General features: G+C 73.3%; 17 protein-coding genes. 12 read left to right on the top strand and 5 right to left on the bottom strand.

Annotation, left to right across the window (positions count from 1 at the left end; all coding sequences use genetic code 11):
* The first annotated feature begins 12 nt into the window (after positions 1 to 12).
* The 3 genes from J8N05_RS38465 (at position 13) to J8N05_RS38455 (ending at position 4,923) form a co-directional block, all read left to right on the top strand.
* Positions 13 to 639 carry a YigZ family protein gene (locus J8N05_RS38465; RefSeq protein ID WP_210891461.1) on the top strand — a complete coding sequence of 209 codons (627 nt, stop codon included), beginning with the start codon at positions 13 to 15 and terminating at the stop codon, positions 637 to 639.
* Positions 640 to 707: 68 nt separating this feature from the next.
* On the top strand, positions 708 to 1,871 hold the full coding sequence (locus J8N05_RS38460) for an exonuclease SbcCD subunit D (protein ID WP_210891459.1): 1,164 nt from the start codon (positions 708 to 710) through the stop codon (positions 1,869 to 1,871).
* 55 nt (positions 1,872 to 1,926) lie between these two features.
* Complete coding sequence (locus J8N05_RS38455) at positions 1,927 to 4,923, top strand: AAA family ATPase (protein ID WP_210891457.1); 2,997 nt, start codon at positions 1,927 to 1,929, stop codon at positions 4,921 to 4,923.
* 47 nt (positions 4,924 to 4,970) lie between these two features.
* Here the strand turns inward: J8N05_RS38455 and J8N05_RS38450 are convergent, their stop codons facing one another.
* Positions 4,971 to 5,417, bottom strand: a complete 447-nt coding sequence (locus J8N05_RS38450; protein ID WP_107018741.1) for an Lrp/AsnC family transcriptional regulator — start codon at positions 5,415 to 5,417, stop codon at positions 4,971 to 4,973.
* A 94-nt stretch (positions 5,418 to 5,511) separates the two neighbouring features.
* On the opposite strand from J8N05_RS38450, the gene J8N05_RS38445 reads away from it, so the two are divergent.
* The 8 genes from J8N05_RS38445 (at position 5,512) to J8N05_RS38410 (ending at position 14,255) form a co-directional block, all read left to right on the top strand.
* Positions 5,512 to 6,048, top strand: coding sequence for a rhodanese-like domain-containing protein (locus tag J8N05_RS38445; RefSeq protein WP_210891455.1), 537 nt, complete (start codon positions 5,512 to 5,514; stop codon positions 6,046 to 6,048).
* 88 nt (positions 6,049 to 6,136) lie between these two features.
* Positions 6,137 to 6,670: an immunity 21 family protein gene (locus tag J8N05_RS38440; protein WP_210891453.1), complete on the top strand. Its 534-nt coding sequence runs from the start codon at positions 6,137 to 6,139 to the stop codon at positions 6,668 to 6,670.
* Positions 6,671 to 6,776: 106 nt separating this feature from the next.
* Positions 6,777 to 7,691, top strand: coding sequence for an SDR family oxidoreductase (locus J8N05_RS38435; protein WP_210891451.1), 915 nt, complete (start codon positions 6,777 to 6,779; stop codon positions 7,689 to 7,691).
* Between the two features lie 140 nt (positions 7,692 to 7,831).
* A complete protein-coding gene (locus tag J8N05_RS38430) occupies positions 7,832 to 8,734 on the top strand; it encodes a helix-turn-helix domain-containing protein (RefSeq protein ID WP_384277233.1) in 903 nt (300 codons plus the stop codon).
* Between the two features lie 115 nt (positions 8,735 to 8,849).
* Positions 8,850 to 9,713 carry an ABC transporter ATP-binding protein gene (locus J8N05_RS38425; protein WP_210891449.1) on the top strand — a complete coding sequence of 288 codons (864 nt, stop codon included), beginning with the start codon at positions 8,850 to 8,852 and terminating at the stop codon, positions 9,711 to 9,713.
* Positions 9,714 to 9,925: 212 nt separating this feature from the next.
* Positions 9,926 to 10,993, top strand: a complete 1,068-nt coding sequence (locus J8N05_RS38420) for an iron-siderophore ABC transporter substrate-binding protein (protein WP_210891447.1) — start codon at positions 9,926 to 9,928, stop codon at positions 10,991 to 10,993.
* Positions 10,990 to 13,095 carry an iron ABC transporter permease gene (locus tag J8N05_RS38415; RefSeq protein ID WP_210891445.1) on the top strand — a complete coding sequence of 702 codons (2,106 nt, stop codon included), beginning with the start codon at positions 10,990 to 10,992 and terminating at the stop codon, positions 13,093 to 13,095. The genes J8N05_RS38420 and J8N05_RS38415 overlap by 4 nt, the downstream gene beginning before the upstream one ends.
* Positions 13,092 to 14,255: a peptidase C39 family protein gene (locus J8N05_RS38410; protein ID WP_210891443.1), complete on the top strand. Its 1,164-nt coding sequence runs from the start codon at positions 13,092 to 13,094 to the stop codon at positions 14,253 to 14,255. The genes J8N05_RS38415 and J8N05_RS38410 overlap by 4 nt, the downstream gene beginning before the upstream one ends.
* An 82-nt stretch (positions 14,256 to 14,337) precedes the next feature.
* Here J8N05_RS38410 and J8N05_RS38405 read toward each other — a convergent pair whose 3' ends face one another.
* Both J8N05_RS38405 and J8N05_RS38400 read right to left on the bottom strand, forming a co-directional pair.
* On the bottom strand, positions 14,338 to 16,029 hold the full coding sequence (locus J8N05_RS38405; RefSeq protein WP_210891442.1) for a DUF885 domain-containing protein: 1,692 nt from the start codon (positions 16,027 to 16,029) through the stop codon (positions 14,338 to 14,340).
* Positions 16,030 to 16,091: 62 nt separating this feature from the next.
* A complete protein-coding gene (locus J8N05_RS38400; RefSeq protein WP_210891440.1) occupies positions 16,092 to 16,658 on the bottom strand; it encodes an Lrp/AsnC family transcriptional regulator in 567 nt (188 codons plus the stop codon).
* Between the two features lie 60 nt (positions 16,659 to 16,718).
* Between J8N05_RS38400 and J8N05_RS38395 the strand changes: the two genes are divergently transcribed.
* On the top strand, positions 16,719 to 17,975 hold the full coding sequence (locus J8N05_RS38395; protein WP_247706869.1) for a trans-sulfuration enzyme family protein: 1,257 nt from the start codon (positions 16,719 to 16,721) through the stop codon (positions 17,973 to 17,975).
* Between the two features lie 98 nt (positions 17,976 to 18,073).
* On the opposite strand, the gene J8N05_RS38390 is transcribed toward J8N05_RS38395, so the two are convergent.
* Both J8N05_RS38390 and J8N05_RS38385 read right to left on the bottom strand, forming a co-directional pair.
* The gene (locus J8N05_RS38390; RefSeq protein WP_210891438.1) at positions 18,074 to 19,555 is read right to left on the bottom strand and encodes a GNAT family N-acetyltransferase; all 1,482 of its coding nucleotides are present in this window, start codon (positions 19,553 to 19,555) and stop codon (positions 18,074 to 18,076) included.
* A gap of 153 nt (positions 19,556 to 19,708) precedes the next feature.
* Positions 19,709 to 22,444 (bottom strand): DUF7824 domain-containing protein, encoded by a 2,736-nt coding sequence (locus J8N05_RS38385; protein ID WP_407699999.1) that lies wholly within the window; start codon positions 22,442 to 22,444, stop codon positions 19,709 to 19,711.
* Positions 22,445 to 22,450 lie beyond the last annotated feature (6 nt).

Raw genomic sequence — 22,450 nt, 5'->3', positions numbered from 1 at the left:
TACGCTGGGGGGATGCAGGACGAGTATCGGACCGTGGTCCGTGCAGGGGTGCACGAGATCGAGATCAATCGCTCGCGGTTTCTGTGCGCGCTGGCGCCGGTGGCCACCGAGCGGGAGGCTCAGGACTTCGTCGCGGGCGTCCGCAAGGAGCACGCGGACGCGTCGCACAACTGCTTCGCGTACGTCATCGGCGCCGACGCCGCCGTCCAGCGGGCGAGCGACGACGGCGAACCGGGCGGCACCGCGGGCGCCCCGATGCTCCAGATGCTGCTGCGCCGCGACATGCGGTACGTCGTCGCCGTCGTCACCCGCTACTACGGAGGCGTCAAACTCGGCGCGGGCGGACTCATCCGGGCCTACGGCGGCGCGGTGGGAGAGGCCCTGGACACCCTCGGCACCCTCACCCGCAGACGCTTCCGCCTCGCGACCGTGACCGTCGACCACCAGCGGGCGGGCAAGGTGCAGAACGATCTGCGCTCCACCGGCCGCGAGGTGCGTGACGTCCGCTACGGAGAGGCCGTCACCATCGAGATCGGCCTGCCGGACGCCGAGGTGGAGGCCTTCCGGAGCTGGCTGGCCGACAGCACGGCGGGGACCGCGGGGTTCGAGCTGGGCGGAGAGGCGTACGGGGACGCATAAGCCGCACATCGGTCTGTTACGGGAGTAGCCGCCCGTGATGTCCGACCCGGCCGTTAGTCTCGGGGATCATGAGGCTGCTGCACACTTCCGACTGGCATCTGGGCCGGGCGTTCCACCGCGTGAACATGCTCGGGGCCCAGGCCGATTTCATCGGTCACCTCGTCGCGACCGTGCGCGAGCGCGAGGTGGACGCCGTGGTCGTGTCGGGGGACGTGTACGACCGGGCCGTGCCCCCGCTGGCCGCGGTCGAGCTCTTCGACGACGTGCTGCACCGCCTCGCCGACCTCGGTGTGCCCACGGTGATGATCTCCGGGAACCACGACTCCGCGCGCCGGCTCGGCGTCGGCGCCGGACTCATCGACCGCGCGGGCATCCACCTGCGGACCGAGCCCGCGGCCTGCGGCACACCGGTGCTGCTGGAGGACGCCTTCGGGGACGTGGCCTTCTACGGGCTGCCGTATCTCGAACCGGCCCTGGTGAAGGACGAGTTCGGGGTGGAGAAGGCGGGCCACGAGCACGTGCTCGCCGCTGCCATGGACCGGGTGCGCGCCGACCTCGCCACGCGCGCGCAGGGCACCCGTTCCGTCGTCCTCGCCCATGCCTTCGTCACGGGCGGCGAGGCCAGCGACAGTGAGCGGGACATCACCGTGGGCGGGGTCGCCGCCGTCCCCGCCGGGGTCTTCGACGGAGTCGACTACGTGGCGCTCGGCCATCTCCACGGCAGCCAGCGGATCACCGGGCGTGTGCGCTACTCCGGCTCCCCGCTGCCGTACTCCTTCTCGGAGACCGACCACCGCAAGAGCGTGTGGCTGGTCGACCTGGGAGCCGACGGCTCGGTGGAGGCCGAGCGCCTCGACTGCCCCGTACCGCGCGCGCTGGCCCGGATCCGGGGCGGGCTGGAGGAGCTGCTCGCCGATCCGGAGCTGGCGCGCCACGAGGAGGCGTGGGTCGAGGCGACCCTCACCGACCCGGTGCGGCCCGCCGACCCCATGGCCCGGCTCACCGAGCGGTTCCCGCACACGCTCAGCCTCGTCTTCGAACCCGAACGGGCACCCGACGACCCGGACGTCTCGTACGCGCGGCGGCTCGCGGGCCGCAGCGACCAGCAGATCGCGGAGGACTTCGTGGCCCATGTGCGCGGCGCCGGCCCCGACGAGCGCGAACAGGCCGTGCTCCAGGACGCGTTCGACACCGTCCGCGCCGACGACACGGTCGGCGAGGTCGCCCGGTGAACGCCCTGCACCACCGGAACGGTCCGGGCCGCGCGGTGCGCCTCGGGAGGACCCGATGAGGCTGCACCGGCTGCACATCACCGCCTTCGGGCCCTTCGGCGGGGCCCAGGAGGTCGACTTCGACGACCTGTCGACCGCCGGACTCTTCCTGCTGCACGGACCGACCGGCGCGGGCAAGACCTCCGTCCTGGACGCCGTCTGCTTCGCGCTGTACGGGTCCGTACCGGGCGCACGCCAGGGCGGTTCGCTGCGCAGCGACCACGCCCTCCCCGACGTCCGCACCGAGGTGACGCTCGAACTCACCGTGTCCGGGCGCCGGTTGGAGATCACCCGGCAGCCGCCCTTCGCACGTCCCAAGAAGCGCGGCACGGGCACCACGACGGAGAAGGCGCAGAGCTGGCTGCGCGAGTACCACGCGCCCGCGGGCTCCTGGAAGGACCTCAGCCGCTCCCACCAGGAGATCGGCGAGGAGATCACCCAGCTTCTCGGGATGAGCCGCGAGCAGTTCTGCCAGGTCGTGCTGCTGCCCCAGGGCGACTTCGCGCGCTTCCTGCGGGCCGACGCCGAGGCCCGCGGCAGGCTCCTCGGCCGCCTCTTCGACACCCGGCGCTTCGCCGCCGTCGAGCAGCGACTGGCCGAGCGCAGGCGCACGGCCGAGACACAGGTACGCGCCGGGGACGCCGACCTGCTCGCCGGCGCCCACCGGATGCAGCAGGCGGTCGGCGACCTCGCCGAACTGCCGCTGCCCGAACTCGCCCCCGGCGAACCGGGGCTGGCCGAGGCCGTGCTGGAGTGGGCGGCGATCAACAGGAGTACGGCCCGCGAGTGGTTCACGATCGCCCACCGCGCCCAGGCCGCCACCGAGTCGGCGCAGGCCGCCGCGGCCCGCGTACTGGACGACGTACGAGAAGTGGCGCGGCTGCAGCGGCGGTTCGCCGAGGCCGGGGAGCGGGCCGCCCGGCTGGAGGAGCGCTCCGGGGCCCACCAGGAGGACCGGGCGCGCATGGAGCGGGGCCGCAAGGCCGAGGCGGTGGCGCCCGCGCTCGGGTTGCGCGAGGCGACCGAGACCGAACACCGGCGGGCGGCCGGCGCCGAGACCCGCGCGCGTGCACAGCTCTCCGAAACCTTCTCCGAGGCCGGGGCCGCGGGGCTCGCGGCCGCCGCCCGCAAGGCCGCCGAAGAGCTGGGCGGCCTTGAGTCGGCCCGCCGCGGCGAGCAGCGACTCACCGAACTCGCCACCGAGCGGACCAAGTTGGACCGCCAGGAGCGCGCCGACGAGGACGTGCTCCACGACGCCGAGCAGTGGCTCTCCGAGTGGGAGGCGACCAGGGCCGGGCTCCAGACCCGGATCGAGACGGCCCAGGAGGCCGCCACCCGCGCCGAACAGCTCGCCGTGCAGCGCGAGCCGGCCCAGGCACGGCTCGGGGCGGCCCGGCTCCGCGACCAGCTCGCCGGGGACACCGACGAGGCCCACGCGCGCGTGCTCGCCGCGCGCGAACAGGCGGCGGACGCCCGCACCCACTGGCTGGACCTCAAGGAGCAGCGGCTCAAGGGCATCGCCGCGGAACTCGCCGCGAACCTCGTGGACGGTGCGGCCTGCGCCGTCTGCGGCGCCACCGAGCACCCCGCTCCCGCCCGGAAGGTCGACGGACACGTCGACCAGCGGGCCGAGGACGCCGCGCTCGCCGCGTACCAGAGCGCCGACGAGCGGCGTGCGGAGGCGGAGCGCCGGCTCGGAGTGGTGCGCGAGGCGCTGGCCGCCGCGACCGCGGAGGCGGGCGACACCCCGACCGGCCGACTCGCCGAGCAGGCCGAGGAGTTGGAGCGTCGCCACACCGAGGCGCGGGGCGCCGCCTCCGGGCTGCACGCCGCCGGGGAGGCGCTCCGGCGGGCCGAGCACGAGCACGAGCGCCGGCTCGCCGCGCACCAGGAGGCCGCGGTGCGCGGCGCGTCACGCAGTGCGCGCCGGGACGCCCTCGCCCGTGAAACGGCCACCCTGGAAGAGGAGTTGGCGCAGGCCAGAGGATCGGCGGGCAGCGTGGCCGAGCGGGCCGCCCAGCTGGAGCGGCAGGTCTCGACGCTCACCGAGGCCGCGGACACCGCACGCGTCGCGGCGGACACCGCCCAGCGGCTCAAGGACGCCGACGCGCGACTCGCCGACGCGGCCTTCCGCGCCGGGTTCGACACGCCGCAGGCCGCCGCCGCGGCCCTCCTCGACGACACCGCCCACCGGGAGCTGCAACGGCGGCTCGACGCCTGGCAGCAGGAGGAGGCGACGGTCCGCGCGGTGCTCGCGGAGACCGAGACGGCCGCCGCCGCGGACCGGCCGCCCGCCGACGTCCGCACCGCCGAACAGAGCGCCGCCGTGGCCGTGCGGCGCATGCGCGAAGCCGCCTCCGCGCGCGACGCGGCGGCCCGCCGCTGCAGCGAACTGGACCGGCTCTCCCACCGGGCCACCGCGTCCGTGCGCCGGCTGGGGCCGCTGCGCGAGGAGTACGACCGTGTGGCCCGCCTCGCGACCCTCGCGGCCGGCACCTCCGCGGACAACGAACGCAGGATGCGCCTGGAGTCGTACGTCCTCGCCGCCCGTCTCGAACAGGTCGCGGCGGCGGCCAGCGCACGGCTGCAGCGCATGTCCTCGGGCCGTTACACCCTCGTCCACTCCGACGACCGGGCCGGGCGGGGCCGAAGCGGGCTCGGACTGCACGTCGTCGACGCCTGGACCGGGCGCGAGCGCGACACGGCGACGCTCTCCGGCGGCGAGACGTTCTTCGCCTCCCTCGCGCTCGCGCTGGGCCTCGCGGACGTGGTCACCGACGAGGCTGGCGGCGTCCGGCTCGACACGCTCTTCATCGACGAGGGCTTCGGCAGCCTCGACGACCAGACGCTCGACGAGGTCCTGGACGTCCTGGACTCGCTGCGGGAGCGGGACCGCAGCGTCGGCATCGTCAGCCATGTCGCGGATCTGCGGCGCCGGATCCACGCCCAACTGGAGGTCGTGAAGGGCCGCTCGGGGTCGGTCGTCCGGCAGCGGGGCGGCGACGGCGGCTGAGGTACGCGGCCGTCGGGCGGCTGTCGCTGTTGCGGCCGTTCGAGGGCTCAGCGGCCGAGAGGGCGCCGCGGCAGGGGCGACGAGTACACGACGCTCGTCGTCACCGAGCCGAGTGTGCCGATCCGGCCCGAGACCTCCTCAAGGTGGCTCATCGAACGGGTCGCGACCTTGATCACGAAGCAGTCGTCGCCCGTGACGTGGTGCGCCTCCAGGATCTCGGGGGTGGCCGCGATCAGGTCGTGGAACGGCTTGTAGTTTCCGTTCGGGTAGCGCAGCCGCACGAAGGCGAGAATCGGCAGGCCGAGGCTCTCCGGGTCCACCACCGCCGCGTACCCCTGGATGACGCCCGCCTCCTCCAGGCGCCGCACCCGCTCGGTGACCGCGCTCGCGGACATGGAGACGGCCCGGGCCAGCTCGGCGAAACCGGTGCGGCCCTCGCGCTGTAGGACTTCGAGAATGCGCCAGTCGGTGGCGTCCGGGGAATACGCGGTCATGACCGAGGAATAGCAGGGGAATCCCCGGCCGATCAAGCCCGGGGCCGGGGATCGTACCTTCTGGGAGAGGTGTCACCGGTCGTAGATTCGGGGCATGAAGAGCAGCGCCGTCACCCGGAACACCCGGAATGCCCTGAGCACCCGTAACCCCGTACTGCGCGTCGCCCCCGCATCGCCCGCGGCGGCCGTCGCCCACTTCTCGGCGAGTCTCGCCTTCCACGCCGACGTGTCCGACGTCGCCGCCGCGCTGGCGGCCGACGGCGGCGACAGCGACCGTGACCGCGACGGTGACCCCGGTTTCGTCGTCGTCGACTCCCGCTCCACGGAGTCCTGGGACCAGGGGCATGTACCCGGCGCGATCCATCTGCCCACCGCCCTGATCCCCGAACAGGCCGGGCAACTCCTGGACCGTGCGGTCCCGGTCGTCACCTACTGCTGGGGCCCCGGCTGCGACGGCGCGACCCGCGCCGCCCTCGCCCTCGCCGAACTCGGTTACCAGGTCAAGGAGATGCTCGGCGGGTTCGAGTACTGGGTGCGCGAGGGCTTCGAGTTCGAGACCTGGGAGGGGCGCGAGCGGCGTGCCGCGGACCCGTTGACGGCACCGGTCGGGGCCGCGGACTGCGGTTGCTGAGGGGCGTACGGACTCAGTCGCGTATCAGCTCGGCCGCCGGGCAAAGGAATCGTCAATTACGGTCCGTCCGGGCGTGTAGTTTCTGCCCATGGCGAGTTATGCGGACCCCGGTTCGGTCGAGCGGGTCGAACAGGTGGAGTGGGTCGAGTCCGGCGGTGGGCCGCTCATAGCGATCCCGGAAGTGGTGCTGCCGTTCTGGACGGGGGCCGACGGCGACGAGCTGGCCTCCGACTACGACCGGGCGTGCGAGGTGGAGGGCCTGATCGGTCTGCTGCCCGTCGGCAACACCACGGCCCTCGTCCTCGGCGACGAACCGGCCGCCACCGCCTACCTGCCCGAACACGGCACGTTCGTACGGTGGTCCGCGGGCGACTCGGAGCGCGAGCTGCTGGCCGGGGTGCCGGACGCGCTCGCCGGCGCGACGTGGGGGCGCGAGGTGCACTGGCAGGTCCCCGGGGCCGTCGTGCTGTTCGACGCGGCGTGGCCGGGAGGCGGGGCCACGAGGGAGGGGCATCTGCGGATCGCCCTCGAACCGGGCCGGTACGCGGTCCGCGCGGCGCACGCCGAACCGGGCCCGGAGACATGGATCGGACTCGTCCAACTGCGGCTGCTGCAGCGCTGATCGCGGGCTGATCGAGGGTGGTGGGCGCGGCCGGTGAACCGGCCGATGGGCCCCGGCGCGGAAAATGACGTGCGCGCGGTCCGTCCGCCGCCCATCATGGTCCGCCATGCCTCAACTCCCGCCCTCCGCACCGACATCCGAAGAACTCGCGCCGGCGGTCGAAGAAGCCGCGCCCGCGGCCGAGGAACTCGCGCCCGCGGTCGAAGACCTGCGCCGCGAGCCGCTGCCGCTGCGCGGGCGTACCGCTCTCGTCACCGGGGCCGGCCGCCGCGCGGGGATCGGCTACGCCGTGGCCCGGCGCCTGGCCGCGTACGGAGCGAGCGTCTATCTGCACCACCACGTGCCGCACGACGCCGCGATGCCCTGGGGCGCGGACCGTCCGGAGGCGGTGGCCGCCGGAGTGCGCGAAGCGCTCGGTGACCCCGGCGCCCGGGTCGTCCACGGGCCGGGCGACCTCTCCGGGCCGGGCGCCCCGGCCGAACTGATCGCCCGAGCGGCCGACGCGCTCGGCGGGCGGATCGACATCCTCGTCGCCAACCACGCGCTCAGCGGTTCGGACGGGCCGCTCGACGCGATCGACGCGGCGATGCTCGACGCGCACTGGGCCGTCGACACCCGGTCGGTGATCCTGCTCGTCCAGGCGTACGCCCGGCTGCGTGCCATGGTGCCGGCGGGCGCCCCGGGCGGGCGCGTCATGATGATGACCTCCGGTCAGGACATCGCGGGCGGCATGCCGGGAGAGATCGCGTACGCCCTGCAGAAGGGCGCCCTCGCCTCGGTCACCCGCTCCCTGGCGACCACGCTCGCCGAGCACGCCGTCACGGTGAACACCGTCAATCCGGGTCCGGTCGACACCGGCTACCTGACCGGGGAGGCGTACGGGGCCGTCGCCTCGATGTTCCCGGCCGGACGCTGGGGCATGCCTGACGACCCGGCCCGCCTCATCGCCTGGCTCGCCACGGACGAGGCCCGGTGGATCACCGGCCAGGTCATCGACTCGGAGGGCGGCTTCCGCCGCTGAGGCCGGACGTGCGCGGGGCGCCGTCGCGGGCTACGGGACGGCCACGGGATGCACGCGCACGGGACGGCCACGTGATGTGCGCGGGGCGGCCACGGGACGTGCGCGGGGCGCCGCCGCGGGCCGCGGATAGACTCGGCCGCATGGTCCGATCGTCCCGTGGTGACGCGAGCCCCGGGATGTGGCGGCGCGAGGCGGGCACCGTGGTGCTCCGGGTCCCGCCGTTCCCGGAGCAGGCGGTGGCTCCTTTCGCCATCATCGCCGGACTGCAGGTGCCCAGCGTCCCCACCGAGTGGGCGCCCCACGCACACCCCCGGCACGAACTCGTCTGGGTCCGCGGCGGCACGCTGACGTCCCGGGTGGCGGACCGCGTCTTCACCGTGTCCGAGGGGCACGGGCTGTGGATGCCCGCCGGAGTGGTGCACGGCGGCCGGGCCACCGCGGGCGCGAAGTTCTACGAGGCCTTCTTCGCCCCCGACCGCGCGCCGCTCGCGTTCGCCTCCGCCTTCGCGGTCGAGGAGCCGACGGCGATCGCGATGACGCCGTTGCTGGAGTCGCTGCTCACCCATCTGTCCCGCACGGATCTCGACACGGCGGCCAGGGAGCGCGCCGAGGCGGTCGTGTTCGACGTGCTCCAGCCCTCGGAACCCCGGTTCGCGCTGCAACTGCCCGGCGACGCGCGGATCGACGCGATCGCCGAAGCCCTGCTGGACGATCCCGCCGACCACCGCTCCCTGGAGGATTGGGCGCGCTGTCTGGGGATCAGCGACCGCACGATCACCCGCGCGTTCCGCCAGGCGACAGGTCTGTCCTTCGCGCAGTGGCGACAGGTGCTGCGCGTCCACCGGGCGCTGACGCTCCTCGCCGAGGGGTTCGACGTGACGACCGTCTCCGAGACGCTCGGCTACGCCCAGCCCAGCACCTTCATCGCCTCGTTCCGGCGGGTCATGGGCACCACACCGGGCGCGTTCTTCGGCACGGCCCACGGAACTCCCGGCCCTGCCGGAGGTGTCCGGAATCCCGTACCGGCTGTCCAAAACTCCTGATTGCCGACATCGGAAGCGGAACATACTCTTCTCGGAGTTAGGCAACCCTTAGTTCGGTGAACGCCGGACGGGGCACTGCCGTATCCCCTGCCTCTCCGAGCGTCCGGACCCACTGATGTTCACAAGCCCCCTCCGGCGCGCCGGTCGTCCCGTGGCCGACCCCGCCCTGCCGGTGGCCGCCCTCAACGGGCACGACCTGGTCCTGCGGTACGGCGGCACACCGGTCGTCCACGGTGTCTCGCTGTCCCTGGCACCCGGCCGCGCCACCGCCCTGGTGGGGCCGAACGGGAGCGGGAAGTCCACGCTGCTGCGCGCCCTCTCCCGACTGCACCGCATGGACGGCGGCCTGCTGACGCTCGGCGCCCCCGACGGGGAGCACGAGCGTGACGCGGCCCTGCTCAGCGCCCGCCGGTTCGCCCGCGAGGTCACGCTGTTCTCGCAGTCGCGGCCCGCGCCCCAGGGCCTGACGGTCTCGGAGGTCGTCGCGTTCGGGCGGCACCCGTACCGGCGCGGCTTCGCCGGACCGACCGCCGAGGACCGCGACGCCATCGACCACGCCATGGGCGTCACCGGCGTACGGGAGATGGCGGGCCGGCCGGTCGGGGAACTCTCCGGCGGGGAGATGCAGCGGGTCTGGCTCGCCGCCTGCCTGGCCCAGGACACCGGCGTGGTGCTGCTCGACGAACCGACCAACCACCTGGACCTGCGCTATCAGATCGAGACCCTCGACCTGATCCGCGATCTCGTCGAGGAGCACGGCATCGCGGTCGGGGTCGTCCTGCACGACCTCGACCAGGCGTCCCGCGTCGCGGACACGCTGGTCCTGATGCGCTCCGGCCGCGTCCACGCGGCGGGCAAACCCGCCGACGTCCTCACCGCCGAGAACATCGGCGAGGTCTACGACATCCGGGTCGAGGTCGGCGTCGACCCCCGCACCGGCCGTCTCCGTATCGACCCGCTCGGCCGCCATCCCGCCTGAGCCCGTCGCCTGAACTCCTGTAGGACAGCCCATCACGGCGGCACGTCCGCCGCCGCACCGCACGCCGTACCGCGCGGTACGCCTCCTCGCGTCGCGGCACATCCATGCCGCGACGCGCCCCGCCGCGAACGACAAGAAACCGTCGCGAGCAACAAGAAATCCGTCGCAAGCGACAAGAAACCCGTCGCGAACAACCAGAAAGAGGACCCCTCATGAACCGTGCCCGTCGCCTGGCGGCATCGGCCTCCACCGGACTCATCGTCCTCGCCGCAACGGCCTGCGGCACGACCGACGTCGACGACAAGGCCGACGCAGGCAGCAGCGCGAGCGCGTCGCCCGCGTCGCAGAGCTGTGCCGACGACACCACGGCCACCTCGACGAAGCCGGTCTCCTTCAAGGACGGCGTCGGCCGGCAGGTGAAGCTCGACAAGCCCGCCAAGCGGATCGCGGTCCTGGAATGGCAGCAGGTCGAGGACGCGCTCACCCTGTGCGTCACCCCCACCGCGGTCTCCGACGCGAAGGGGTACAGCACCTGGGTCAGCGCCGAGAAGCTGCCCAGCGGCGTGACCGACATCGGCACCCGTGAGGAGCCCGACCTCGACACCCTCTACGCGGCGAAGCCCGACCTCATCGTCGTGGAGGCGTTCGACGCCGACGACGAGACCCTCAAGAAGCTGGAGAAGCGCGGCGTCCCCGTGATGGCCACGCGCGGCGCGTACCCGAAGGACCCGATCGGGAACATGCGCGACGTGTTCAGCATGATCGGCGAGGCGACGGGCCGCACCGAGCGGGCCGACCAGGTCCTCAAGGAGTTCGACGACCACCTCGCGACGGCGAAGAAGCAGGTCACCGACGCCGACCTGCCGACCAAGGACTTCCTGTTCTTCGACGGCTGGCTGGAGGGAGGCAACCTCACGGTCCGCCCGTACAGCGACGGCGCCCTGTTCACCGAGATAGGCAAGGAGCTCGGCATGAACCCCGCGTGGACCGCCGACGTCAACAAGGCCCACGGCGACGGGGGCGTCGACAAGTCCTACGGCCTGGCGCAGACCGACGTCGAGGGACTCACCTCCGTGGGCGACGCCAACCTCTTCTACGCCAACGACGAGGGCGCCGGCGGATACGTCGCCGCCCTGGAGAAGAACCCGCTCTGGAAGTCCATGCCGGCCGTCAAGGAAGGCCGCGCGCACGCGTTCCCGGCACGGGTGTGGGGCGCCGGCGGCCCGCGTTCCTGCACGCAGGCGATCGACGCCTACGTCGACGTACTCGACAAGAAGTGAGCACGACGCAGACATCGGCACCCCGGAAGGAAGCCGTGCTGCCGCGCGTCGAGCGTGGCGGCGGCCCCTCCGGGGTGGCCGTCCTGGCACTCCTGCTCGTCGTGACCGTCCTGGTGGGCATGTGGCATCTCACGCAGGGAACGTCGGGCGTCGGCGTCGGCGACCTCGTGCGGTACTTCACCGGGGAACGGGCGGACAACGGCGGGGCCGCGGTCAGCGAGATCCTCATCGGCTCGCGCCTGCCGCGGCTGTTCGCGGGCGTGGCCGTGGGCTTCGCCCTCGGCTGCGCCGGCGCGCTGCTGCAGTCCGTCACGCACAACACGCTCGCCTCACCCGACACCCTCGCGGTCACGGCCGGCTCCTACTTCACGCTCACGCTCGTCGCGGCCTTCGGGCTCTCCGTCCCGCTCTGGGCGTCGGGCGCCGTCGCCTTCGCCGGCGGTCTGGTCGCGGCGGCGCTCGTCCTGCTCCTCGCGGGCCGGGCCGCGGGCACCACCGGTACCCGTCTCGTCCTCGCCGGCTCGGCGACGGCGATGGCCCTGGACGCGGCGAGCGGGATGCTGCTCATCCTGTTCAAGCAGAACACCACCGGCCTCTTCGCCTGGGGGAGCGGTTCGCTCGCCCAACTGAACATCGACGCGTCGGTACGCGCCCTGCCCCTGGTGGCCCTCGTAGTGTGCGTCGCCCTGGCGCTGTCCCGGCGGCTCGACGTGATGAACCTCGGCGACGACGCCGCGGCCACCCTCGGCGTGCCGATCCGCACCACCCGCGTCACCGCCGTGGTCTGCGCGGTGCTCCTGACCGGCACGGCGGTCACCCTCGCGGGCCCGATCGCCTTCGTCGGCCTCGGCGCCCCCGTCCTGGCCCGCCTGATCGCCGGACGGGTCCGGGCGCTGCGCCCGCACCTGCTCCTGGTGCCCGCGGCCGGGCTGCTCGGCGCGCTGCTCATCCTGCTCGCGGACGCGACCCTGCGCGCCGTACAGGGCGCGGACGGGGCCGCCTCCATTCCCACCGGCGTGCCCACCGCACTGCTCGGCGCGGTCGTGATCGTGGTCCTCGCGCTGCGCCTGCGCGACACGGGCGCGCTCCGGCAGCCGCCGCACGCCCGGGTCGCCGCACGCTCGCGCCGCGCATACCTCCTCGTGGTGCTCGGCGCGGTGACGCTCCTGGCGGCGACGGCCCTCGTGGCGGTCCTGGCGGGAAGCCTCTGGCTGCGTACGGGGGACCTCGTGCTGTGGGCCCAGGGCGCCGCCCCCGACCTGATCGGACAGGCACTCGACGACCGGATCCCGCGCGTACTCGCCGCGATCCTCGCCGGCGCGGCCCTCGGACTGGCCGGCTGCGTCGTGCAGAGCGCGGTACGCAACCCGCTGGCGGAACCGGGCGTGCTCGGCATCACGGCCGGCGCCGGGCTCGGGGCGGCGGCCGTCGCCACCTCGGGCCTGTCCGGCGGACGGCCGGTGCTCATCGTGGTCGCGGTCACGGCGGGGCTCGCCACGTTCGCGGTGATCGCCCTGCTGTCCTGGCGGGGCGGCTTCCTGCCCGACCGGTTCGTCCTGATCGGCATCGGCTGCGGGTACGGCCTCAGCGCCGTCACCACGTTCCTGCTGCTGCGCGCCGACCCGTACAACACGCCCCGGATCTTCACCTGGCTCTCCGGTACGACGTACGGGCGCACGTTCCCCGACGTCGTACCGGTCGCGGTGGCCCTGGCGATCGCCCTCCCCGCGCTGCTCGCCATGCGTGACCGGCTCGACCTGCTCGCCGTCGACGAGGACACGCCGCGCATCGTCGGCGTCAGGCCGGTCCGTACACGGTTCGCGGCCCTGGCGATCGCCGCGGTGCTCGCGGCGCTCAGCGTGATCGCCGTCGGAGTCGTCGGTTTCGTGGGGCTCGTCGCCCCGCACCTCGCCCGGTCGCTGGTGGGCGCCCGGCACGGCCGCGCGATCCCGGTCGCGATGCTCCTCGGCGGACTGCTGGTCTGCGTGGCCGACGCCCTCGGCCGCACGGTCGTCGCACCCGCCCAGGTACCGGCGGGCCTCATGATCGCCCTGGTCGGCGGCCCGTACTTCATCTGGGTGCTCCGGAAGTCCCGCGCATGACGCCGGGCCGACTGGGGACCACCGTCGTGACGCAACAGCAGGAGATGTCCGTGAAGAGTGTCGTCGTCCCGTTCGAGCGCGACACGGCGAACCCGCCGCTCGGAGACCTGGACGTGCCGGAGCGCTGGCACACGGTCGACCGTTCCGCCCACGCCCCCCACCTCGTGGCGGTGCCGGGTGCCGACGGGAAGGGCCGGACCGCCGCCGCCCTAGTGACGGCCCGCCCGGGAACGGCCTACTGGAAGATCGTCGACGCCGTCGGCGACGTACCGGCAGCCGTCCGGGCCGTCCTCGACCACGCACGCGAGCGCGGGCTCGCGCAGGTCAAGTGGGAGGGGTGGACGGCGACCCCGGAGGCCGCCGCTGCCGCCGGCTTCACGCCACTGCGGCCTCCGCTCGCACAGTCGGAGGGCGCGGCGGGCCCAACCGCCGGTTACGTCCGCTGGCTGCACGACGACGACCCGGTGACCGGCCCCGCGCACCACGACGGGTACTCCGACCCTCCGTACTACGGGCAGTCCACGCACTTCACGTGCGGTGCCGTCACCGCCCTGGTCGCGCTGGCGCACGCGGGGACGCTGGCGCGGGAGGAACTCGACCGCGAGGCGGAGCTGACGCTGTGGCGCGGCGCGACCAACTTCCCCGCGTGCGAACCCGTCGGGCTCGGCGTCGCCGTACGCCGGGCGTGGCCGTCGTCCCCCGTCACGGTCCACCTCGACACGGACCGGCCCGTGCTGCTCGACCACTACCCGGAGAACGAGCGGGAGTGGCGTGCCCTGCTCCAACGCACCTCCCGCACGGAGGCCGGGCGGACCGGTGTGCCGATCGCCCCGGACCGCCTCTCCCTGACCGCGATCCAGGACGCGATCGGGCGACGGGAGCATGTGCTGCTCCTCGTCTCGCTCGCCGCGATGCAGGGATTCGACGTACCGCACTGGGTGCTCTGCCACGGCGTCGTACCCGGCGCCGTCGTGATCGACGACCCGTGGGCCGACGCGGCGACGGGGGACACCTGGGTGGACGCCCACCTGCTGCCGGTGTCCGACCGGTCGCTCGACACGATGTCGAGCTTGTCGACCGCCTCGACCGCCTCGGCGGAGCCGGTGGAACCGGTGGCGGAGGGCTTCCGCGGGGCCGTGGTCATCGGCCGCCGGTCCTGACGTGCACGGCGCACGGCGCACAGCGGCCGAATCGCCGCTGTGCGCCGCGTGCCGTGCGCCGGGCGCCGCGTGAGCTGTCCCGTCAGAGCCGGGACAGTTCGTCCACCAGGTCGTCCAGGCCCAGCGACCCCTGGGACAGCGCGGCCATGTGCCAGGCCTTCGCGTCGAAGGCGTCCCCGTGCCGCTTGCGCGCGTTCTCCCGGCCCAGCAGCCAGGCGCGCTCGCCGAGCTTGTAGCCGATGGCCTGGCCGGGGATGGAGAGGTACCGGGTCAGCTCGCTCTCCACGAAGTCCGCGGGGCGGCTGCTGTGCGCGCCGAAGAACTCCTGGGCCAGCTCCGGGGTCCAGCGCTCGCCCGGGTGGAAGGGCGACTCCGCCGGAATCTCCAGCTCCAGGTGCATGCCGATGTCGACGATGACACGGGCCGCGCGCATCATCTGCGCGTCCAGATAACCGAGCCGCTCCTCGGCGTCCTTGAGGTAGCCGAGTTCGTCCATGAGCCGTTCCGCGTACAGGGCCCAGCCCTCGGCGTTGGCGCTGACTCCACCGACGGTCGCCTGGTAGCGGGAGAGGTTCTCGGCGACGTGGACCCACTGGGCGAGCTGGAGGTGATGGCCGGGGACGCCCTCGTGGTACCAGGTCGACACCAGGTCGTACACCGGGAAGCGGGTCTGTCCCATCGTCGGCAGCCACGTACGGCCGGGGCGGGAGAAGTCCTCCGACGGTGCCGAGTAGTACGGGGCGGCGGCGCCGCCGGGCGGGGCGATGTGGGACTCCACCTTCCGTACCCGCTCGGCGAGTTCGAAGTGGGTGCCGTCCAGTTGCTCGATCGCCTGGTCCATCAGGTTCTGCAGCCACTCGCGGACCTCGTCGACGCCCTCGATGTGCCTGCCGTGCTCGTCGAGATGGGCGAGCGCCACCCAGGGCGTCGCGGCGCCGGGCAGTACCTTCTCGGCCTCCTTCTTCATCTCGGCGAACAGCCGGTGGTACTCGGCCCAGCCGTACGCGTACGCCTCGTCCAGATCGAGATCCGTACCGTTGAAGTAGCGCGACCAGCGTGCGTACCGCTCGCGGCCCACCGTGTTCGGCGCGCCCTCGATCGCGGGCGCGTACACGTCACGCATCCAGTCGCGCAGCGCGACCACGGAGGCGGTCGCCTTCCGGGCGGCCTCGTCGAGTTCGGTGCGCCGGGTCTGCGGTCCGTTCGACGCAAAGTCCTCGAACCAGCCGCGGCCCGAACCGTCCGTGTCCGACCACTCGGTGAGCTGCCCGACGAAGGTCGCGGTCGGGCGCGGGCCGGCGTACAGCTTGCGCTCCAGGCCGAGGGAGAGGCACTCGCGATAGCCGTCGAGGGCCGTCGGCACCGCGCGCAGCCGCTCGGCGATCGCGGCCCAGTCCTCGTCGGTGTCCGTCGGCGTCACGGTGAACACCTCGCGCACCGCGTGCACGGCCGTGTGCATGTTGCCGACGGCGCGCAGGCCCTCCTCGGCGTCGTGCACGCCGAGTTCGGCGGTGAGGCGCTCGCGCAGCAGGCGCGCGCACCGGCGCTCGATGTCACTGTCCGCGCCCGGCTGCCGCTCCGCCTCGTCGAGCCGGGCCAGCGTCGTCCTCGCCAGTTGCGCGAGCGCCTCCTGTCCGCCGGGCGAGGTGTCGGGCAGCCTGCTGGAACTCTCCTTCACGCCGAGGTACGTACCGGTGACCGGGTCGAGGGCGACGAGCTCGTCGACGTAGGTGTCGGCGACCTCACGGGGCAGCGGGTTCTTCGTCTGTGACATACAGCCATCCTCATACGCGGACGGCCGCCGCGTCAGCCCGGTTTTCCAGGCCTTTTGCCGGGTCAGCCCGATTTCGCCGAGGGCGTGGCGCCCGGAGTCGCGGCAATCGGAGCCGTGGCACCCGACGCTGTGACACCCGAAGCGGTGGCGCCCTGCGGGTCGGGCGGCAGCAGCGGGCCGCAGTCCCACTGCTGGAAGATCAGCCGCGTCTCGACGCGCGCCACCTCCCGGTGCGCGGTGAAACCGTCGAGCACCAGCCGCTGCAGATCCGCCATGTCGGCGACCGCGACGTGCACCAGATAGTCGTCGGGCCCGGTGAGATGGAAGACCGTACGCGACTCCGGCAGCGATCTGATCCGCTCCACGAACGGCCCGACCAACTCCCGCCGATGCGGCCTGACCTGCACGGACAGCAGTGCCTCCAGACCCCGTCCCAGCTTCGCCGGATCGAGCCGCAGCTGATGGCCGAGGATCACTCCCGAGCGCCGCAGCCGCGTCACCCGGTCCAGACAGGTCGAGGGCGCCACCCCGATCTGCGCGGCGAGATCCCGGTACGTGGTCCGGGCGTCGTTCTGCAGAAGCCGCAGAAGATGCAGGTCCACCGGGTCCAGTACGACGGATTCGGCCATATGGCGAACGTAACACGGTGTTCGGCGCCATCGCCCCGGCTGTTGTTCAGGCTGCCGTGCATGGATCTCGGCAGCACCGACATACGCGACGTGTACGACGACACGGCGGACTCAGCGGACGAGGCGGCCAAGGGGGCGTGGCCCGGTGTACGGGCCCTGGACACCGAAGCCGTGCACGCGGGGCGGGACGATCTCGCCCGGCAGGGCCTGCACGCCGTGCCGATCGATCTGTCCACGACCTATCCGTCGTACGACAGCCGGGGCGAGGCGGCCCGCATCGACGCCTTCGCCACCGACGGGGCCCAGCCGGACGGCCCGCCGGTCTACGGCCGGCTCGGCAACCCGACCGTCGCCCGCTTCGAGACGGCGCTCGCCCGGCTGGAGGGCACGCAGAGCGCCGTCGCCTTCGCGAGCGGCATGGCCGCGCTGAGCGCGGTACTCCTCGTCCGCAACTCCATGGGACTGCGCCATGTCGTGGCCGTGCGGCCCCTCTACGGCTGCAGCGATCACCTGCTGACGGCCGGCCTCCTCGGCTCCGAGGTGACGTGGGTCGACCCCGCCGGCATCCAGGACGCCCTGCGCCCTGACACCGGTCTGGTCCTGGTCGAGTCACCGGCCAATCCGACGCTCGCCGAACTCGATCTGCGGGCGATCGCCCACGCCTGCGGGAGCGTTCCGCTGCTCGCCGACAACACCTTCGCCACCCCCGTGCTGCAGCGGCCCGTCGAACAGGGGGCGCGGCTCGTGCTCCACAGCGCCACCAAGTACCTGGGCGGGCACGGTGACGTGATGGCCGGAGTGGTGGCCTGCGACGAGGAGTTCGCCGGACGGCTGCGGCAGATCCGCTTCGCCACGGGAGGCGTGCTGCATCCGCTCGCCGGCTATCTGCTGCTGCGCGGACTGTCGACGCTGCCGGTGCGGGTGCGCGCCGCCTCCGCGAACGCCGCGGAACTGGCCCGGCGGCTGTCCGCCGACCCACGGGTCGCCCGCGTCCACTATCCGCGGATCGGCGGCGCCATGATCGCGTTCGAGGTCCATGGCGACCCGCACGAGGTGATCTCCGCGGTCCGGCTGGTCACCCCGGCGGTCAGCCTCGGCAGCGTCGACACGCTGATCCAGCACCCCGCCTCGATCAGCCATCGCGTCGTGGACGCGGAGGACCGGCGGGGGAGCGGCGTCAGCGACCGGCTGCTGCGGCTGTCGGTGGGCCTGGAGGACGTGGAGGACCTCTGGCGGGACCTGGACGGGGCGTTGGGGGCGGCGGTGGGGCGTGGTTCGTTGCCTGCTGAGAACGCCGGCGTGAGCACGAGCGTCTGACGGACGCCGAACGTCTGACGTGAACCTGTGACGGCGGCGGGGCCCGGCATCTGTGCCGGGCCCGCCGCCGTCACGCGCGCGTGGGCTGTCCTGTCCCGTCAGTCACGCACGGAGTGCTCGCGCTCGTGCCCGGCGGTCTCCGCGTGCGGCGACGCCGTCTCCAGGCGGGCCGTGATGACGAGGGTGCCCTCCTCGATCTGGTAGTCGAGGGGGAGGTCGAGACCGCGCATCGCGGCGACCATGCCGGTGTTGGCCGCCTGCGTGACCGCGTACACGCTGTCGCAGCCGGCCTCGACGGCCATCGCCACCAGCCGGCGGAGCAGTTCACCGCCGATCCCGCGCCGCTGCCAGTCGTCCTCCACCAGCAGGGCGATCTCGGTCTCGTCGCCGTCCCACAGGAGATGCCCGAGCCCGACGACGCGCCCCGACGCGGTCTGCACGGCGAGCGTGCGCCCGAAGTGCGGGCTCAGAAGGTGCTTGAGGTACTTGTCCGCGTCGCCGACGGGCCCGTGGTACCGCATGCTCAACGTCCGCTGCGAGCACCGCTCGTGCATGGCCTTCGCCGCCTCGACGTCACCGGCGTCGGCACGGCGCACGATGATGTCCTTGCCCTGCGGCAGCGTCAGTACGTCCCGGCTGCGCGGGACCCGCGGGCCCAGCCGGGCGTCCAGTTCGACCAGCGCCCTCGCCCGGGCGAACTCCGTCGGCGTGAACGGCAGATACGGCCGCTCCACAGTGATCACTCCACCTTCCGGTGCGCGCAACCGCATCACCGTGTCCTCCAGCGCCCCTTCGACGGGCGCCCCCGCCTCCGGACGATCCCCGCGCACCGATGTGGCGGGCAGCGAACGGATCGTGCACCGCCCCAGCAACTGCCTGAGTGCCAAGGGTAGTTCAGCCGCGTCGAGCGCCGTGCGGGTGGCCAGGCCCAGTACCCGGGTGGGCGCGTCCACGAGGTCGTGCGCGTCGGCCCGCTCGATCCAGGTGCCGAAGCCACCCGACAGCGACACCGCCCGCGTGACCTCGGACGCCGCTACCGGCGCGGGGGCGCGCAGCAGGAACTCGTCCACCGTGCCCTCGGCCAGCGGATGCGTCTGCAGGCTCAGGATGTCGACCCGCAGCTCCGCCAGAGCCATGCACAGCGCGGCCAGCGAACCCGGCTCGTCCCGCACGGTGGTCCGCATCCGCCACAGCACGGTCTCGCCCGAGCCTGAGCCCGACCCCGTTCCTGAGCCGTTGCCGTCGTCGGCATCGGCATCGGCTTCCGGTGCGCCCGGGCCGCCCCCGGCCGTCCCGGCCGACCGCACGGACGCGGTCGGCCGGGCGCCGGTATCGTCTGTCGGCGGCGCGTGACCGTGGCGGCGTGACCACCAGGTGTGGAAGCCCGCCGTGGCGATCAGGGCGACCGCCGAGATAGCGAGGAGGGCGGGCCCGTCGGGACCGTGCCCGATCAGGTTCGCCACGGCGTCGGCGACCGCCACCGCCGTGAACAGAGCGGCCAGTTCGACGAGGTCCCTGCGCCAGTGGTGGACCGGCCGGCCGTTTTTCGCACGCGTCACATCACACATGTCCTGAGTCATACAGTCACTGTGAAGTACGGGTGTTGCGTGATCGCGAACGCTTTGTGACTGATCGGTTAAGTATGCATCTGTCTTCTTTGTTGCATTTTTTACGATCCTTCTACGCGATTCGCCCGCCCGGCTGAACGGCCTGGTCGGCCAGGGCTGTCCGGGTCAGGCGGCCACCCCCTGCTCCAGCGTGGCACGCAGCCGGCGGGCCTGGGCCACGAGCCGCGACGAACCGCTCCGCTCCGCCACCTGGGCGAGATGCTCCACCTCGCCGTGCGCGCCGGTCCGCTCGGCGCATTCGGCGGCGACGGCCAGCAGTTCGCCCGTCCCGCGGGTGGCCGGAGCGGCGCCGTCCGCGGCGAGGCCGGCGAGCAGGGCGGGCAGCGCGGCCCCGAGTATCGACCAGACGGTGGCGTACGCCCCGGTCGTCGCCGCGGTCCGTACGGACTCGGCGAGCCGCAGCGGCTTCACCGCACCCTTGCGCACCAGCTGTCCCAGATCCCTGCCGAGCGCCTCGGCGTCCAACTGCCCCCGGGCGGCGAGCACCAGCAGGGCGTCCACCGCGCTGAGCCGGTCCTCCGGGTGACGCGCGCCCAGCCCGTACGCGAGGCACAGGTGCACGGCCTCGCCCGCTTCGCCCTCCGCCTCGGCGAGCAGCGGCAGGACCGCGGCCCCGCCCCGGATGTCCTCCACCGCGACCGAGGAGACCTCGCGCACCAGACGCGCGGCCACCACCTCCCGCTGCCCGGGCACCACGGCCAGCCAGTGCTGCCGCTCGACCTGGGTCCAGTAGTGGGGGCAGTACCTGCGTGCCTCGAAGGCGCTCATGGGCATGCCGAGCCTGCGGAACGCCAGGGGCAGTTCCTCCGGCAGCCCGTCGAGCTCGCCGAGTTCGAGCACGATGCGCTCCGCCGAGACGCGGCGAGTGCTCGTGGGGGGCGTCGGGCTCTCGCCCAGGAGGCGGCGGGCCAGCCGCTCACCCTCCACCGTGCCGAGCGCGGCGGCCCGTCCGGCGGCGGCCTCGCTCACCGCCCGGTCGTCGCGGCGCACCCGGAGCAGCGCCTGGGTGAAGTCGGCCTCGCCGGGCCGGGCGCCGAGCCGGTGGTACTCGGCGAGACGGGTCACCAGCTCGTCGGGCTCCAGGAACCCCGACGACCAGGTGGGCGTGGCCAGCAGGAACGGCATCGGGTCGGTCCGCACCCGGTAGGCCGCCTCCCACAGACGCGCGTTGAAGACGGCGGACAGCGCGGTGTGCACACAGGGGTCCGACAGCGGACCGTGCTGATGGGCCTTGTGCAGCGTGGACGTGCGCACCCGGTCCAGCAGGGCCGCGAGCACCACCTCAAGGCCGTACGGATCGCGCCGGAAGTATTCGTCCGACGAGTGGTGAGGGCGGTCGGTGCCCATCCACCAGGTGCGGGTGAGCGTCGGCTTCAGGGCCTCGGCCAGCTCCTCCTGACGGAGGTACGCGTGCCGCACCAGGCCGTCCAGGGTGCGCTCGAACACCGCCATGTCGGTGTCGGCGGACACCATCAGGGCTCCGACCTCCTCGGCCAGCTCGATCACCGAGTCCGGCGCGGGCGCGAGCCGGGACGGCTCCGGCGCGGGCGGCAGCAGCTCCAGGTGCGGCTGCGGCGCGAGCTCGTCCGCGTCCAGTCCCAGGGCCGCGATCGCACGTGCGCGCAGTCCGGCGCTCAACAGGGCCGCGCCGGCGGCCACTTCGTCGCGCGCCTGCGCGTTCGCCGTGCCGATCCCGCCGATGAACCGCTCCACCAGCTTCAGCGCCCGCTCCTGTACGTCCGTGTCCTCGTGTCCGAAGGCGTGCGCCACCGCGGGCAGCAGCTCCGCCGCGCTCGACGGGTCGCGCCGGAGCACCTTCCCGAGGAGCACGAGCTGGGCGCGCACCAGCTTCTTCTCCGTGCGGAACAGCACGACCGCGGACATCTCGGCGAGCTGCCGATGCGTGATCTCGCCGGCCAGCGCCAGCGAACCCAGCACCGACCGGGCGTGCGAGGCCACGGTGGAGGCCGGGTGGGAGGCGAGCGCCAGCCAGTCCGCCACGCGCTCCCGCTCCTCCTCCCCGGTCGGCGCGAGCGCGGTCAGCAGCCTGAGGAAGACCCGGCAGTCGGACGCCGCGACACCGCGCAGCAGCCGGGCGACACAGGCGTCGATCATGGTCTTGCGGTCGAGGACGCCTTCCTCGGTGAGCCTCGCCAGAGCGCTGATCCAGCTCTCGGGGCCGTCACCGAACAGCCAGTCCAGCTGGCCGCCGATGTCCGGGATCTCGAAGAGGCCGGCCACGAGCCGCGCCGTGTACGGATCCTGGCGCAGCCGGTCCAGGACGGAGTCACCGCGCTGCCAGAGGCTGCCGATCTGCTCGACCCAGCCGACCACATAGGTCTCGGTCGTCGGCACGGGGCAGCCGGACAGCCGGACCAGCCCGGCCATCAGCTCGTAGGGCACCTGCGAGGCCGACGGGCGGTCCGCGAGTCGCTGCGCGAGGTCGCCCAGCCAGTCCCGGTCGCGGTCGCCCAGCACATGGAGCAGGACCGCGGGAGACGCCTGGGACCAGCGCATGTCGGCCGCCGTGACCCAGGTCGCCGTACCGGCCGCTCCGGTGTGGCAGGCCGCGCCGGCCGCGTGCAGCGTGGGATACGCCTTGCGGGCCGTGGAGTTCCAGGGCTCGGTGCGCAACTCCTTGCGCAGCTCCTTGAGCGCCGGCAGACAGAGCCGCCGCTCGGGATCCGTCATCCCGTCGAGCAGGCCCGCGGCCTCACCCGTCCGCCCCGCCCGCACGGCCCTCAGCAACGCGTCGCTCACCGACACCGCCTCGTTCACCGCCGCCACCCCGCTCACCGCAACCGCCCCTTTCCTCGACACCGCTTCACGCACCACCGACATCGCCCC

It is taken from the genome of Streptomyces liliiviolaceus (assembly GCF_018070025.1).
Lineage (GTDB): Bacteria > Actinomycetota > Actinomycetes > Streptomycetales > Streptomycetaceae > Streptomyces > Streptomyces liliiviolaceus.
This window is presented reverse-complemented; position numbering and strand designations above follow the sequence as displayed.